12 protein-coding genes are annotated in these 14830 nt (G+C 60.0%); 5 read left to right on the forward strand and 7 right to left on the reverse strand.

Annotation, left to right across the window (positions count from 1 at the left end; translation table 11 throughout):
• Positions 1 to 44 precede the first annotated feature (44 nt).
• Positions 45 to 854 (reverse strand): transporter substrate-binding domain-containing protein, encoded by an 810-nt coding sequence (locus tag NAT21_RS04325; RefSeq protein WP_250935996.1) that lies wholly within the window; start codon positions 852 to 854, stop codon positions 45 to 47.
• Positions 855 to 1063: 209 nt separating this feature from the next.
• Between NAT21_RS04325 and dbpA the strand changes: the two genes are divergently transcribed.
• The gene (gene dbpA, locus NAT21_RS04330) at positions 1064 to 2449 is read left to right on the forward strand and encodes an ATP-dependent RNA helicase DbpA (RefSeq protein ID WP_250935998.1); all 1386 of its coding nucleotides are present in this window, start codon (positions 1064 to 1066) and stop codon (positions 2447 to 2449) included.
• A gap of 19 nt (positions 2450 to 2468) precedes the next feature.
• Entirely contained in the window at positions 2469 to 2909 is a 441-nt protein-coding gene (locus NAT21_RS04335; RefSeq protein ID WP_250936000.1) for a DUF4385 domain-containing protein, read from the forward strand.
• A gap of 9 nt (positions 2910 to 2918) precedes the next feature.
• Here the strand turns inward: NAT21_RS04335 and NAT21_RS04340 are convergent, their stop codons facing one another.
• Positions 2919 to 3722 (reverse strand): acyl-CoA thioesterase, encoded by an 804-nt coding sequence (locus NAT21_RS04340; protein ID WP_250936002.1) that lies wholly within the window; start codon positions 3720 to 3722, stop codon positions 2919 to 2921.
• A gap of 91 nt (positions 3723 to 3813) precedes the next feature.
• Here NAT21_RS04340 and tadA point away from each other — a divergent pair, with 91 nt between their 5' ends.
• The gene (tadA, locus tag NAT21_RS04345; protein WP_250937983.1) at positions 3814 to 4266 is read left to right on the forward strand and encodes a tRNA adenosine(34) deaminase TadA; all 453 of its coding nucleotides are present in this window, start codon (positions 3814 to 3816) and stop codon (positions 4264 to 4266) included.
• Here the strand turns inward: tadA and NAT21_RS04350 are convergent.
• Positions 4263 to 6179: a GGDEF domain-containing protein gene (locus NAT21_RS04350; RefSeq protein WP_250936004.1), complete on the reverse strand. Its 1917-nt coding sequence runs from the start codon at positions 6177 to 6179 to the stop codon at positions 4263 to 4265. The two genes, tadA and NAT21_RS04350, sit on opposite strands and share 4 nt — an antisense overlap.
• A 4-nt stretch (positions 6180 to 6183) precedes the next feature.
• Complete coding sequence (mltF, locus tag NAT21_RS04355) at positions 6184 to 7647, reverse strand: membrane-bound lytic murein transglycosylase MltF (RefSeq protein WP_250936005.1); 1464 nt, start codon at positions 7645 to 7647, stop codon at positions 6184 to 6186.
• Between the two features lie 199 nt (positions 7648 to 7846).
• On the opposite strand from mltF, the gene purL reads away from it, so the two are divergent.
• The gene (gene purL / locus NAT21_RS04360; RefSeq protein ID WP_250936006.1) at positions 7847 to 11746 is read left to right on the forward strand and encodes a phosphoribosylformylglycinamidine synthase; all 3900 of its coding nucleotides are present in this window, start codon (positions 7847 to 7849) and stop codon (positions 11744 to 11746) included.
• A 74-nt stretch (positions 11747 to 11820) separates the two neighbouring features.
• Here the strand turns inward: purL and NAT21_RS04365 are convergent, their stop codons facing one another.
• Entirely contained in the window at positions 11821 to 12720 is a 900-nt protein-coding gene (locus NAT21_RS04365; RefSeq protein WP_250936007.1) for an AraC family transcriptional regulator, read from the reverse strand.
• 174 nt (positions 12721 to 12894) lie between these two features.
• On the opposite strand from NAT21_RS04365, the gene NAT21_RS04370 reads away from it, so the two are divergent.
• A complete protein-coding gene (locus NAT21_RS04370; protein ID WP_250936008.1) occupies positions 12895 to 13953 on the forward strand; it encodes an NAD(P)-dependent alcohol dehydrogenase in 1059 nt (352 codons plus the stop codon).
• Positions 13954 to 14018: 65 nt separating this feature from the next.
• On the opposite strand, the gene NAT21_RS04375 is transcribed toward NAT21_RS04370, so the two are convergent.
• A complete protein-coding gene (locus tag NAT21_RS04375; RefSeq protein ID WP_250936009.1) occupies positions 14019 to 14330 on the reverse strand; it encodes a putative quinol monooxygenase in 312 nt (103 codons plus the stop codon).
• 50 nt (positions 14331 to 14380) lie between these two features.
• The gene (locus tag NAT21_RS04380) at positions 14381 to 14788 is read right to left on the reverse strand and encodes a hypothetical protein (protein ID WP_250936010.1); all 408 of its coding nucleotides are present in this window, start codon (positions 14786 to 14788) and stop codon (positions 14381 to 14383) included.
• Between the last annotated feature and the right edge of the window lie 42 nt (positions 14789 to 14830).

Consider the following 14830-nt stretch of genomic DNA (forward strand, 5'->3'; position numbering starts at 1 on the left):
GAGTGTCAATAGGAAGGCAGGCCACCCGGAGGTGGCCCTGTGATTTATTTGTCAGGACGGCTCATGCCGTCGGGCGGCGTGGACAGGTCATAGTCAAAGTACTTGTCCATCAGCGTATAGTACGTGCCATCGGCATAGACATCGCGGATCGCCTGGTTGAACCTGTCGGCGAGGTCCTGGTCGCGCTTTCTGAACGCAATGCCCGAGCCCTTGCCGAAAATGGAGGTCGGGGTGCTCAGGGTGGGGCCAATCTGCTTGAACGGGCTGTCCTGGGTTTTGAAGTCCAGGGTGCTGGTGGCGACGCCCAGATCTTCCATGATGAGGTCGAGTCGACCGGCCTTCAGGTCGTTGTCGGCGTCCTCGGAGGAGCCATAGCGACGAATGTTGAAGGTGTCGGCGTACTGGCCACTCAGGTAGACATCACGGATCGTGCCGCGTTGAACGCCGATGGTCAGACCCTTGAGCGAGGCCTTGTCGTCAAAGTTGATGTCCCTGTCACGGGAGGTCAGGAAAACGCTGGGCGTGTTGTAGTAGGGAATCGAGAACATTACCTGTCGTTCCCGCTCCGGCGTGATACCCATGGAGGACAGGATCGCGTCATACTTGCGGGCCAGAAGGCCTGGTATGAGGCCATCCCAGCCCTGTTCTACCCAGGTGCAGTTCAGGCTGGCCCGCTTGCACAATTCATTGCCCAGATCGATTTCAAACCCTTTCAGGCTGCCATCGGGGGCGCGTTCGACAAACGGCTCATAGGGGACATCAATGGCGATGCGTACCGGGTCGGGGATACGGGCAAGTGCTGTCCCGGAAGCCATTACCGAGGCAATCAGTGATGCAGCAATCCATTTTTTCATGACATTCCAACGTGTTGTTTTAATATAAGAATAATGTGTTGATGACGCTTCATGAGATTGTACGCCTGATACACGGCTACAAGGCAAGTCCTTTGCTTCTGCCTGGCCGGCATGTGCTGTCTGAAATGACGTCAGGGCGTGTTTTTACTTGGGTTATGGCCGCGTGGCAGCGACAATAAGGTACTGAATTGTTACTTGAAGGTCCCCCTGTGCCCGATACCGCTGAATTTTCGTCGCTGCCATTGCCGGCGGCGCTGCTTGATAACCTGGCCTCGCTTGAATTTACCACCATGACCCCGGTACAGGCGGCAGCACTGCCTGTCGTACTGGAAGGCCGTGATGTGATTGCCCGTGGCCGCACGGGGTCCGGCAAGACAGCGGCCTTTGGCCTCGGGGTACTGACTCGCCTGCGTCTGGAGTGGTTCGCTCCCCAGGCGCTGGTATTGTGCCCGACACGTGAGCTGGCCGATCAGGTCGCCGCCGAGTTGCGACGGCTGGGCCGCAGCCTGCCGAATCTCAAGGTGCTGGAGCTTTGTGGTGGAACTTCCATCGGTCGTCAGATTCACTCGTTGACCCATGGCGCTCATGTGCTGGTCGGAACGCCCGGCCGGGTAGAGGCTCTGCTCCGCAAGGGCTCCCTGTCGCCGGATGCCCTGTCGATGCTGGTGCTGGATGAGGCCGATCGAATGCTGGACATGGGCTTTGAAGAGGTGCTCGAGGCCATCATGAGCTGGTTGCCTGTTCCTCGTCAGACGCTGCTGTTCAGCGCCACCTGGCCCGAGGACGTGCAGGCCCTGGCGCAGGCCGGGCTGGTCAATCCTGCCATGGTGCAGGCCGGTGACGATGAAACGCCTCCGGCCATCGAGGAACACTTTCATCTGGTGGAGCGCGGTGGGCTGCTGGACGGCGTGACGTGTCTGTTGAGCCATTATCGCCCGGCGCAGTGTCTGGTGTTTTGTGAAACCAAACGGGAGACCCAGGAGACAGCCGAGGCCCTGCGCGCTGCCGGCTGGGATACGGTAGCACTGCACGGCGATCTGGAGCAGCGTGAGCGGGATGAGGCATTGCTGCTGTTTTCCCAGCACAGCGCCCGGATTATGGTGGCGACCGATGTTGCTGCCCGAGGGCTGGATATCCCGGATCTGGCGCTGGTCATCAGCATGCGCATCGCCCGTGATCTGGATGTGCATGTACACCGTATCGGTCGCACCGGCCGCGCCGGTCAGGCCGGGCGCGCCGTCACGCTGTTTACGTCAAAGGAAGGCCATCAGCTTCAGGCACTGGCATCGTATCTTGACAGGGAGTTGATGGACTCGCCGTTGCCCGCCCCCGGCCACGAGGGGCCGTCGCCGGCACCGATGGTGACGCTGGCCATTGATGGTGGCAAAAAACAGAAACTGCGTCCGGGAGATATCGTGGGTGCCCTGACGCGTGATGGCGGCCTGGCTGCGGATGACCTTGGTCGCATCAGTGTTCAGCCGACTTCAAGCTATGTGGCAGTGGCCCGTGACAAGGCGGATCAGGCGCTGAACCAGCTGAAGAACGGGCGGCTCAAGGGGCGTCAGTTTCGTGCCCGCAGGCTGCGCATTCGCTGACCGACAACACGAGATGACCATGGCAGATACGACGGACTATCGGGCGCATCCTGAAAAATATCGCATGGGTCGGGGGGAACAGGGCGTTCTGACCATCGAGCCCTACAAAAGCGAACTATTGCCGCACTGGCGTTTCAAGACGCCGGAAGTCGCCCGACAATCGGCGGATACCCTGTTCGAGATGTTTCTCGAATATGGGCGCCAGGGCGATTTTGCGGGAATGGACATGGCGCGCAAGTTCATCCAGATGGGCTATACCCGGGCGAGACGTTATGCCAACCACAAGGGCGGTCGCAAATACGACGCTGATACTGGCGAGGAATTGCCTCGCCAGACGGTGGAAGACCCGGTAAAGGCTGAATCCGCCGCCATCTTTTATGCTGTGTGGCAGCAGGCGAAGGCCGATTCAACCTATCAGCGGCTCAAGGCGGACTATCAGCGCCGGTTACGTGCCGGCTAATACCATGCTTCAGCCCTTTTTGAGCCGGATCAGGCCTTCCTGCGCCACGGAGGCGATGCGTACGCCCTGCTGATTGTAAAAGACACCGCGGCACAGGGCACGTCCGTGGCCGCTCCAGACGGCGGTAATGTCATACAGCAGCCAGTCAGTGATATCGGCGTGCTCGTGAAACCAGATGGCGTGATCCAGACTGGCAATCCTGAGGTTGGGGTCCCTGAAGTCCCGCTGGTGCGGACGCAGGGCACTGGCGATCAGATAGAAATCCGAGCTGTAGGCCAGCAGAACCTGGTGCAGATCTGCGGGAGCATCAAGTTCACCGGACAACCGACACCAGTGACGAACATGCTGGGGATCCTGTTCGGAAGGCGCGATGCGCACGAACTCGATCGGGTGGCCGGGGTAGCGCTCCACCCGGGTGCCCTGTGCCATGAGCGCCTCGGGAAAGGGGGGCAGGTCTGCCGGTGCCTGGTGCTCAAGGCCGGATTCCGGGCGATGAAATGATGCACTGCTGATGAACAGGGTGGTGTCGGCCTGCGTGGCGGTTACTCGCCTTGTCGAAAAACTGCCACCATCCCGAAGGATGTCGACTTCATAATCCACCGGGGCATTCGGGTCGCCGGGCGCGATGAAGTAGCCGTGCAGTGAATGGGCCAGACGGCCTTCTTCCACGGTTCGCTGCGCTGCCGACAGGGCCTGGCCCAGAACCTGGCCGCCATAAAGCTGAGGCAGGCCCAGATCCTGGCTCTGGCCGCAAAAGTGACGAGTATCGAGCAGGTCCGGCTGGACCAGTTCGGCAAGGGTCTTCAATGGCATACGGGCTCCTTGAATGGCTGATGGCGTGTAAGGTGACAGGAACAATGTGATGACAATGAGCCAGACGGAAAATCATCAGAGTGTAGCGCAGATGCGCAGCGATGAATTCTACATGCATCGCGCCCTGGAGGCGGCTCGTGAGGCGCTGGAGCTTGACGAAGTGCCGGTCGGGGCGGTCGTGGTCAATGCTCTGGGGGAAGTGATCGGACAGGGGTTCAATCAGCCCCGGTCTTCTCTGGATCCCACCGCTCATGCTGAAGTTCAGGCGCTGCGGATGGCCTCATTGCATGTCGATAACTATCGTCTGTCGGGATGCACCCTGTACGTCACGCTTGAGCCCTGCATGATGTGCCTGGGGGCGATGATTACCGCCCGTGTGGACCATCTGGTTTACGGGGCACCGGAGCCGCGGACCGGCATGATCCAGTCCCGGGCCAACCTGATTGATCAGCCCTGGTTTAATCATCGTCTGTCCCATCGGGGTGGCGTGCTGGCCGCGGCCTCCAGGCGCCTGCTGAAAGCCTTTTTCGATGCACGCCGTTAGCCGCCGGGGGGAGACAGCACCGCCCGGTTCCTGCCCGCACGCTTGGCCTGGTAAAGCGCGGTGTCGGCGCGCTGTATCAAACCGTTCAGGGCACCCGCCGTGCCGGTGGCCATGCCGATACTGACAGTGATCGGACGCTCGGTCGCCGGGTGAATCAGTCCGGTACCACTGACGGCTTCACGAAGACTCGTGGCAAGGTCGGTCAGTGAAGACGGGTCGATACCAGGCACCAGTGCCATGAACTCTTCGCCGCCGTAACGGGCAATCAGGCCATTGTGCACATCGATGGCCAGCTTGAGCGCTCGGGCGACTTCGGCCAGCACATGATCACCCTGTTGATGGCCCAGGGTATCGTTGATGGCCTTGAAATGGTCCAGATCGATCATCAGCAGGGTGATCCCTGCATCTTCCCGCCAGGTGCCGGCGAGGTTCATGAAGTGGCGCCGATTGGCCAGGCCGGTCAAGTCGTCGTGGTGCGCCATCCATTCGATGGCCTGCTGCAGTTCACGCCGCTGTTCGGCTTCCTGTTCCAGAGCATCCCGGGCATCACGCTCCATCATGTGCTGGGCGTTGAGCCTTCGGTTCAGCTGAAACAGCACAAACATCATCAGTGAAAATATCAGCCCGACGACCAGCACAATATCCGGCATGCTGGAATACTCCCGTGCCAGCCGCTGGCGAGTGGGCGTGGTGCACAGGGTAATGCCTTCCTGTCCCAGCGACAGCACGTTGCAATAGCTTGCCTCGGCCGGTGTTTCGGCGGGACCAAGGCGGTAGATCTGACGCCCGTGCTCGTAGGCGTTCAAGACCACATGTTCTTCGCCCAGCAGGGTGGTCAGTGTGCTCAGCAGGGGAGCCAGGGCGATGACGCTTAACGTGGCGCCGAAAATGACGCCCCGGCTGTCACGGCTGGGCAGATAAAACATGACGCTAGGCCCCATTCCCTTCAGATCGATCACATCCGTATAGCCATCCGCGCCAGGAGACAGGGGTGCATTTCCACTCAACGGATGCATCAGCTGGTTGAATGGAAGCCCGGTGCGAGGCGGGATGCCGCGGGTGGCAACGCGTGTGATGACGCCGGATGGCGATACGAATGCCAGCAGTGCCTGGTAGCCGAAGTCGTCATTGAAATTGACTGCCAGACTGTCCCACTGGTCTTGCGACGGAGGGCGTTCCAGCATTGACCAGGCACTGGTCAAATGGCTCATGGCACGGTGATGATTCTCGAGTGACTGGCTGACGTGCTCCAGAACGTTATCGCTGATCTGGCGAGCGGTGCGCTCCAGCCGGTATTGGGTCTGTACGTTCTGAAAGTGCCAATAGCCCAGCGCTGATAACATGAAGGTGCTGCTCAGTCCCAGCGCCAGTACTGTTGCCAGCCGAGTAGCACCGGGATGGTCGGCAGCCAGCCACGGGCGGGTCTGGTAAAGGGCCAGCAGCATCAGGCCGGCGGCCATCCACAAGGAAATGCTTTCGGACGGACCGGAAGATGTCTGAAGCTGAAGCCAGAGCTGGGCGCCCATCATGCTCAGAGCCATGGTCAGCACCATGGGTGAGGCCAGCCTGACAAACCGGCTGTTGAAGGTGTGAACCAGCAGCAGGACTTCAAGGGCCAGCATCAGCAGGGGGGGGCGGTCGTAAATGGTGAAGTGCCCGTGGCTCAGGGTTTCATAGAGCCATTCCCATTCATCATGACCGACCCAGCTGGTGGGCATGATGTAGCTGCACAGCAGGGTCAGCTCGACGGTCAGCAGTATACCGGCCAATGCCCAGCGCCATTCGGGGCTGAGGCGCTTGCTGACAAGCAGCAGCACTATATGGGCCTTGCCCAGCCCGCACAGCAGCCAGGTCGAAAAGGTCGGTGCCTGAATGCTTGAAATAATCAAAAATACCAGTGATGCAAGCAACATGGTGTCAGTCGACCGGTGGGATGGTGTCAAAGGAGGGCAGGTCATTGCTCTCCTCAAAGCGGCGAAGTGGTTCGAAACGCTGCTGACTGCGCGTCACGTAACTCAATATGTCGTGATAACGTCTGATGTTACGAACATAGTAGACCGCCACGTGCCCTGGCGCGTAACCGTGGGGCACCTGCTGATACCATTGTCGTTTTTGCAATAGAGGCAGTGCCGTTTTGATGTTCTTCCACAGGTCCGGATTCTGTCCCTGCATACGCGCGACACGTCTGGCATCCAGCACATGACCCAGCCCGATGTTATAGGATGCCATTGCCATCCAGGTCCGATCCGGTTCCTTGATGGAAGCGGGCAGTCTGCGCCGCACACTGGCCAGGTAGCGTGATCCGCCATCGATGCTTTGGTGCGCATCACGTCGGTTGGCGATACCCATGCGTCTGGCCGTGGGACGCGTCAACATCATGAGGCCTCTCACACCGGTCGGAGAGACGGCATCGGGGCGCCAGTGAGACTCCTGATAGCCCAGCGCCGCCAGCATTTTCCAGTCGATCCCGGTTTCCCTGGCCGCCTTTTGGAACAGGGCCTGGTAGCGCGGCAGGGTGGTCTTGACCTGATTGATGAATCGGCGTGCGCCGACGTACTCAAGGTAATCATCATGGCCGAAATAACGCTCGATCAGCTGGTCCAGCGTGCCGTTGCGACGCTGGGTGTCGATGAACTGATTGGCGCGTGACAACAGGCTGATATCCGTGTCGGCCGGGAAGGCCCAGACCAGGGAGAGGGGATGGCCTAGGGAGAAGGCATTTTCGACCTGCGGATAGAATAATCGGTTCAGCTTGAACTGGTGTTCATAAATGACGGCAGCGTCCAGTCGGCCATCGTTGACCAGTTCCAGCAGGTCATTGACTTCCAGATCGCTGCTTTCCTTCCAGCTCAGCGCGGGCAGTGATGCCTGGGCATTTCTCAACAGGCTGTCAGGGCCTGCATTGGACAGGACCGCTATATCAAGCCCTATCAGATCCTCGGGGGTGCGTGGTCGGCGCAGGCCGCGGTGATAGATGACCAGTGGCTGCATCGTCATCAGCGGGCGGCTGTACCGTACCCCGGGGGTCGTGGTGGTCAGGGGGAGTCCTGCTGCTCCGAGGTCGGCCTTTCCGGTGCGCACGGCACCGAGAATACCGGCAATATTGTTCTCGCGGTCGACGGCCAGGCTCACCCCCAGGGTGCGGGCAAATCGAGTGAACAGTTCGTATTCAAACCCGGTCGGGCCCTGGCGGCCTTCATAAAAGGAGGTGGGAGTATTGCGGGTATAGACCTGCAGGAAATCCCGTTTTCTGACCGCGCCAAGCTCCCCGTCGCGTGGCAACAGGTTCATTTCCGGAATGGCCATCAGACCGCACAGTACGAGCAGTGACAACCACCGATGTGAGGGGCGCTTCAATACGTCGGGAAACAGCAGGCGCATAGGCGTCTAATTACTTGTAGTGGATAGCACTTGAAAACATCGCACAGAGGGTTTCTGCCCTGTGCAGCGAAAAACAGCGAGCAAGGCCATTATACTTTCGCCTCTGGCAGGGGTTTCGCGTATCATGCTCCCCGCTGCCCGGGGGCGATCCGCGAGTGGATGCCCTTTCATTCATGCTGCTGCAGAGGCTTCCTTCGTCATGCTCGAACTGCGAGGCGCGAGTGCCCTTTCTTCCTTTCGTCATTCCAAACTGCTCAATACCCTGCGCGAGGCTGGCGCCGACATTGAACAACTGGGTGCGACGTATACCTATTTCATTGATACCGGGCACCGGCTGGATGAGGTGACGCTTGCGCGTCTGGCCTCACTGCTGGATGCCACCGATACCCTGCCGCCGGCTGCCGGCCGCCAGGTGCTGGTGGTACCCCGGTTGGGAACACTGTCTCCCTGGTCGTCCAAGGCGACCGATATCGCTCATAACTGCAGTCTTGACGGGGTACGTCGAATCGAACGTGGAATCGTTTACGATATCACGTTCGGACAATTACCTGACGAAGAAGTGCAGCGCAGGATACTGGATCATCTGCACGATCGCATGACTGAAACGGTGCTGCATGATACGGCCGATGCCGTGCATCTTTTCGATACGCAGGCGCCACGTCCGCTTGCGCATGTGGACATTATCGGCGGCGGGCGGCCCGAGCTTGAAACGGCCAACCGCGAGCTGGGCCTGGCGCTGGCTGACGACGAGATCGATTACCTGGTCGAGGCCTTTACCGCCCTGGGGCGCAATCCGGCCGACATCGAGTTGATGATGTTTGCCCAGGCCAACTCCGAGCACTGCCGCCACAAGATCTTCAATGCGTCCTGGACCATTGATGGCGAAGCCCAGCCCCTGTCCCTGTTCAAGATGATCAAGAATACCAATGAACAGGGGGGCGATAACGTACTGTCGGCCTACAGTGATAATGCAGCGATCATTCGCGGCCTGAGTGCCGGGCGCTTCTTCCCGTCACCGACCGATCATCGTTACGGCTATCATCAGGAACCGATTCATATTCTGATGAAGGTCGAAACTCATAACCATCCTACGGCGATTGCCCCGCACCCGGGGGCCTCGACCGGCGCCGGCGGCGAGATCCGTGACGAAGGTGCCACCGGAATCGGCGGCAAGCCCAAGGCCGGTCTGGCCGGTTACAGTGTATCCAATCTGCGGATGCCCGGCTTTATCCAGCCCTGGGAAGAATACGACTACGGCAAGCCCGGCCGAATCAAGAGTGCGCTGGACATCATGATCGAAGCGCCCATCGGGGCAGCGGCGTTCAATAACGAGTTTGGTCGGCCCAACCTCAATGGCTACTTCCGGACCTACGAACAGGACGTCATCAGCCGTGATGGCATCGAACGGCGGGGGTATCACAAGCCGATCATGCTGGCTGGTGGCTATGGCAACGTTCGCGACGAGCATGTCGACAAGCGGGAAATCCCGGTAGGCGCGAAGCTCATCGTGATGGGTGGCCCGGCAATGCTGATCGGCCTTGGCGGCGGAGCAGCATCCTCGACAGCGTCCGGCGCTTCCAGCGAAGATCTGGATTTTGCCTCGGTTCAGCGTGGTAACCCCGAGATGGAGCGTCGTGCTCAGGAAGTGATCGATCGCTGCTGGGCCATGGGCACCGATAACCCGATCTGCTTCATTCATGATGTCGGTGCGGGCGGCCTGTCCAATGCCTTGCCGGAGCTGGTCAAGGACGGGGACCGGGGGGGCCTGTTTGACCTGCGCGCCATTCCCAGTGCCGAGCCGGGCCTGAGCCCGCTGGAAATCTGGTGCAACGAAGCTCAGGAGCGTTATGTGCTGGCCGTTGCTCCGGCGCAGCTCGAGGCCTTTGAAGCCTTGTGCCATCGTGAGCGGTGCCTGTATGCCGTGGTTGGCGAGGCGCAGGAAGCACATCACCTCGAAGTGCGTGATGGCCACTTCAACACCTCGCCGGTGGATCTGCCGATGAGCCTGCTGTTCGGCAAGCCGCCGAAAATGCATCGTTCCTTTGAGCGTGCATCGCACGAGCTGTCCGGTGTCATGCTCGACAACCTTGACCTGCGCGAAGCCATGGAACGGGTGCTGCACCTGCCGGCGGTGGGCTCAAAGAGCTTTTTGATTACCATCGGCGATCGTTCGATTACCGGCATGGTGGCGCGTGACCAGATGGTTGGGCCATGGCAGGTACCGGTAGCGGACAGCGCGGTAACCACTTCGTCCTACGATACTCACCAGGGTGAGGCGATGGCCATGGGCGAGCGCACGCCGGCCGCACTGATTTCCGCTCCGGCTTCTGCGCGCATGGCCGTGGCAGAGGTCATTACCAACCTGGCGGGCACGCCGATCGCTCAACTGTCAGACATCAAGCTGTCCGCCAACTGGATGAGTGCGGCAGACCATCCGGGCGAAAATGAAGCACTGTACGATGCGGTACACGCTGTGGGTATGGCGTTGTGCCCGGCGTTGGGTCTGACCATTCCGGTGGGCAAGGACTCGATGTCGATGCGTACCGACTGGCAGGATAACGGCCGTGACAAGACCGTGGCCTCGCCGATGTCGCTGATCGTCTCCGGGTTTGCACCCGTCACCGATGCGCTGGCGACATTGACGCCCACACTGGCCACGGATCAGGGGGAGACTGACCTGATCCTGATTGACCTGGGGCGTGGCAAAAACCGCCTCGGCGGCTCTGCGCTGGCGCAGGTGTATGGCCAGCTTGGTGCCAGCACACCGGATGTGGATGATCCGGAAGATCTGCGCGCCTTCTTTGCCGTGCTTCAGGGCCTGAACGGAGACGGCCGGCTGCTGGCCTATCATGACCGCTCGGATGGCGGATTACTGGTCACGCTGCTGGAAATGGCCTTTGCCGGCCACACCGGCCTTGATGTTGATCTCGACTGGCTGGCCTATGACCTTCATGACGCGACTCATGCCCTGTTCAACGAGGAGCTGGGGGCAGTAGTGCAGGTGCGCCGCAGCGACACGGCCGAGGTGCTTTCCCAGCTTAATGCGGCCGGATTCGATGGTGCCTGTGGCGTCGTGGCGACTACGCGAGCCGATGATGTCGTGCGGGTTTCGCTTTATGGCGAGCCATTGATCGAGTCGACGCGCATCGAAACGCAGCGCGCCTGGGCAGAGACCAGCTACCGGATTCAGGCCATGCGGGATAACCCGGCCTGTGCACGATCCGAGTTTGATGGCCTGCTGGATGCCCGTGATCCGGGACTGTTTGCCGAGTTGTCGTTTGATGTCAACGAAGATGTCGCGGCGCCGTTCATCAACAAGGGCGCACGCCCTGCGATTGCCATCCTGCGAGAGCAGGGCGTCAACGGACAGATGGAAATGGCGGCGGCCTTTGACCGTGCCGGTTTCGATGCCGTTGATGTACACATGAGCGATATTCTGGAAGGCCGCGTCTCGCTTGCCGATATGCAGGGGCTGGTAGCCTGCGGTGGTTTCTCTTACGGCGATGTGCTGGGCGCCGGCGGCGGCTGGGCCCGATCGATACTGTTCAACACCCGGGCCCGCGATGAGTTCGAGGCCTTCTTCACGCGTGAAGACAGCCTGGCGCTCGGGGTCTGCAACGGATGTCAGATGCTGTCTCAGCTCAAGACACTGATTCCGGGGGCTGATCACTGGCCGCGCTTTGTTCGCAACGAGTCCGAGCAGTTCGAGGCGCGTGTCTCGATGGTACAGGTTGAGGCATCACCATCGCTGTTTCTGGCCGGAATGGAAGGTTCCCGTCTGCCGGTAGCCGTGGCTCATGGCGAAGGTCGGGTAGAATTCCCGGATGATGCAGGGCTACGGGCGCTGCAGGCCAGCGGCCAGATATCGATGCGTTATATCGATAACCACGGGCAGGTAACCTCACGTTACCCGGCCAACCCGAACGGGTCGCCTTCCGGGATTACCGGTCTGACTACCACCGATGGACGCGTCACCATCATGATGCCGCATCCGGAGCGTGTTGCACGTGCAGTCACCAACTCCTGGCGTCCGGCAGAATGGACACAGGATGGCGGCTGGATGCGCCTGTTCCGCAATGCCCGTGTCTGGCTGGGCTGATCGGCAGGACTGTTGAGCAGGTCAAGGGGTCGCCGCTTATGCTGCGGCCCTTTTTTGTGGGCAACTACCGCGCCTCAAACCTGCCCGGGGCGGTCCTGCAGCGGGCTGGTACCAAAATAGCGCTTGTATTCCCTACTGAACTGGGAGGCGCTGGTGTAGCCGACTTCATTGGCGGTCAGCGAAACGGAGTGATCCGGCTGGGCCAGCAGTGCCCTGGCGCGCAGCAGCCGAACGCGCTTTTGATACTGCAGTGGTGACAGACAGGTGATCTGCTTGAAGTGGTGATAAAACGATGATGCGCTCATGTGGACCTGCTCGGCCAGCGTGTCGATCGCCAGTGTGCTCTGATACTCGCTATGCAGGATATGCAGCGCCCGTGCGATGCGGGGGTAGGCAAACTGGCCCTGATGATACATCAGGTGATGCAGGCTGCCGCCCTGGGGGCCGCGCAGTGCCTGAAAAATGACTTCCCGCACGCGTGATTCACCCAGCACCTGTGCCTTGAGTGGATCATCAAGGCACTCGAGCAGTCGAATCACGCTGCCGGCCATGTCTTCATCCAGGGCTACAGAGGCCATCGGCGCCGGTGGTTCCTGTTCCGGCGAGGGCATGTGGCGTACCAGATCGCTGAGTATTTCCGGGCTGATGTGCAGTGTTATCCCCAGAAGAGGAGCCTCTGGGGTGGCTTCCGTTTCACAGTCGAACGGCAGCGGCATGGCCTGAATCAGGTAGTGACCGGCCCCATAATGAATGGTTTGATCGCCCAGATAGCCCTGCTTGCCGCCCTGTGCAATCACGACCAGGCCGGGTTCGTACATCTGTGGCGTGCGCTGCTGGGCGCAGTGGGTGCGCAGGGTCCTGAGGCCGGGGATGATGGTGTCATTAAAGCCATCATTCGGTGCGTGCGGAGTGATCAGTTCCGCCAGACGGTCCACGGTATGCTGCGCTATCGATGGCTGTTCTCCATCAGACATGACGGGCTCCTTGTTCGAAGGTGACCGTATTATTGTGCACGTGATAACAGGGTATGCGAGTCTTTTTTCATTTTTTCTGGAGAAACAGGCATATTTGAGGTAGTAACGGCTCTGGTCTGGCATGGGTGTCAGGCGCACACTGACGGAGACTTTTTTTGTACAAGGAGGGCATGCATGCCCGTTACTACCCAGGCCTATGCGGCCTTTTCTCCCGACCAGCCCCTGTCTTCCTGGACCTTTGAGCGCCGTGCGCCTCGTGCCGACGATGTGTCCATCGATATTCTCTATTGTGGCGTCTGCCACAGCGACCTGCATTTTGCTCGTGATGACTGGGGCTTTTCATCGTACCCGGTAGTGCCGGGTCATGAGATTGTCGGTCGCGTCACCTCGGTAGGCAGTGATGTCAGCCACTATCAGGTCGGTGACGTTGTCGGTGTGGGCTGCATGGTTGACTCCTGCAGACACTGCAGTGCCTGTCACGATGGGCTGGAGCAGTACTGTCAGGAAGGATTCACCATGACCTATGGCAGTCCGGATCGCCACGATCAGTCGCTGACCCAGGGAGGGTATTCCCGTCACGTCGTGGTCAGTGAGCGGTTTGTGGTGCGCATGCCCGAGGGTATCGACCTTCAAGGCGCCGCGCCGATTTTGTGCGCCGGCATCACGACCTACTCGCCGCTTCGTCATCATGGCGTCGGGCCCGGTCACAAGGTGGGCGTGATTGGCATGGGTGGACTGGGGCACATGGGGGTCAAGCTGGCTCGGGCTCTGGGTGCGGAAGTCACTCTCTTTACCCGCTCAGAAGGCAAGCGGGAGGAGGCTCTGGCTCAGGGCGCAGATCACGTGGTGATCTCCACCGACGAGGCGCAGATGGAGGCAGTGGCCGGCCGGTTTGACTTCATGCTTGACACCATCCCGGTACAGCATGATCTGAACCCGTATCTGAATGCACTGGGCCATGATGGCACGCATATTCTGGTCGGGCTGCTTGAGCCAATCGATCCGCCCATCAACGCCGCCAATCTGCTGATGAAGCGTCGAGTGGTGGCAGGCTCACTGATTGGCGGCATGGCGGAGACCCAGGAAGTGCTTGAGTTCTGCGCGAAGCACGATATCGCCTGCGACGTTGAAATGATCAAAATCGATCAGATCAATGAGGCATTCGAGCGCATGGAAAAGGGGGATGTGAAGTATCGGTTTGTCATCGACATGCAGGCGTCATCCCCGGCCTGATACGCTGAAAGTGAAGTGATGTCCATGTGCCCCCGCTCCCTGATACGGAGCGGGGGCACATGTCGTCATGCAGCGGGTGCGTCTTCTGCGGACAGGTCGATCTCGGCCGGTGCCTCCAGCATGTCGCTGACCCCTGCCAGGCAGGGCAGGTAATGCGGCATGTGGGTGTGATGATCAAAGGCCGAGCGGTCATCAAAGGTCGCCGTCAGCACTACGGTGTGGGGGTTGCCATCGTCCAGACTGATGTCGAACCGACGACAGCCAAGCTCAAAGGCCAGGGACTCACTGGCATCATGCTCCGCCAGGGCCATGAATTCCTTGATGGCCTCCGGCCGAACCTGGTAGCGGGCAGTCATGACTAACGGGGTGTGACTCATGGGGTGTCTTCCTTGTTATGGGTGGTCGATGAGCGCAGATGCGTGCCGTATCAGTGAACCAGAGGGGCCTTGCCCATGCCCAGTCGCTCGTGCAGCTCGGCGGCGGCGCTTTTCAGTAATTCAATCAGGCCTTCGAGCAACTGGCCACCCTGATCCGGCCCCGAGACAAACTGTTCCACGCTCAGGTGAACGGTGTCTTCCATCAGTACAATCTTGACGGCCTTGAGGGTATTCATCACTTCATTGGCTGCTTCCAGCATCAGGGCCTGATCATCCGTGCCGGTGGGCCAGGCATTGGGCAGCAGGAGCTGGAAAAACGAGGGTTCATCCTCGGCGGCGATCAGCATGAAATCAACGCCATCATTGGTCAATCTGGCGGCGTGGTCTTCAACGACCTCCACCTCGGTTGTTTCATCGAGGTAATCGAGGTAGGTCTGCAGTACCGGGTTGGCATCCATGGCAACTCCTGGCAGGGAACGCCTGCCTTGTCTGATTCGAAC

This window comes from Larsenimonas rhizosphaerae, assembly GCF_023700005.1.
GTDB classification, from domain to species: Bacteria; Pseudomonadota; Gammaproteobacteria; order Pseudomonadales; family Halomonadaceae; genus Larsenimonas; species Larsenimonas rhizosphaerae.

Coding starts and splice junctions, on each gene's coding strand:
- NAT21_RS04325 (WP_250935996.1), bottom strand. CDS start 854: ATGAAAAAATGGATTGCTGCATCACTGATTGCCTCGGTAATGGCTTCC.
- NAT21_RS04335 (WP_250936000.1), top strand. CDS start 2,469: ATGGCAGATACGACGGACTATCGGGCGCATCCTGAAAAATATCGCATG.
- NAT21_RS04340 (WP_250936002.1), bottom strand. CDS start 3,722: ATGCCATTGAAGACCCTTGCCGAACTGGTCCAGCCGGACCTGCTCGAT.
- tadA (WP_250937983.1), top strand. CDS start 3,814: ATGCGCAGCGATGAATTCTACATGCATCGCGCCCTGGAGGCGGCTCGT.
- NAT21_RS04350 (WP_250936004.1), bottom strand. CDS start 6,179: ATGTTGCTTGCATCACTGGTATTTTTGATTATTTCAAGCATTCAGGCA.
- mltF (WP_250936005.1), bottom strand. CDS start 7,647: ATGCGCCTGCTGTTTCCCGACGTATTGAAGCGCCCCTCACATCGGTGG.
- purL (WP_250936006.1), top strand. CDS start 7,847: ATGCTCGAACTGCGAGGCGCGAGTGCCCTTTCTTCCTTTCGTCATTCC.
- NAT21_RS04365 (WP_250936007.1), bottom strand. CDS start 12,720: ATGTCTGATGGAGAACAGCCATCGATAGCGCAGCATACCGTGGACCGT.
- NAT21_RS04370 (WP_250936008.1), top strand. CDS start 12,895: ATGCCCGTTACTACCCAGGCCTATGCGGCCTTTTCTCCCGACCAGCCC.
- NAT21_RS04375 (WP_250936009.1), bottom strand. CDS start 14,330: ATGAGTCACACCCCGTTAGTCATGACTGCCCGCTACCAGGTTCGGCCG.
- NAT21_RS04380 (WP_250936010.1), bottom strand. CDS start 14,788: ATGGATGCCAACCCGGTACTGCAGACCTACCTCGATTACCTCGATGAA.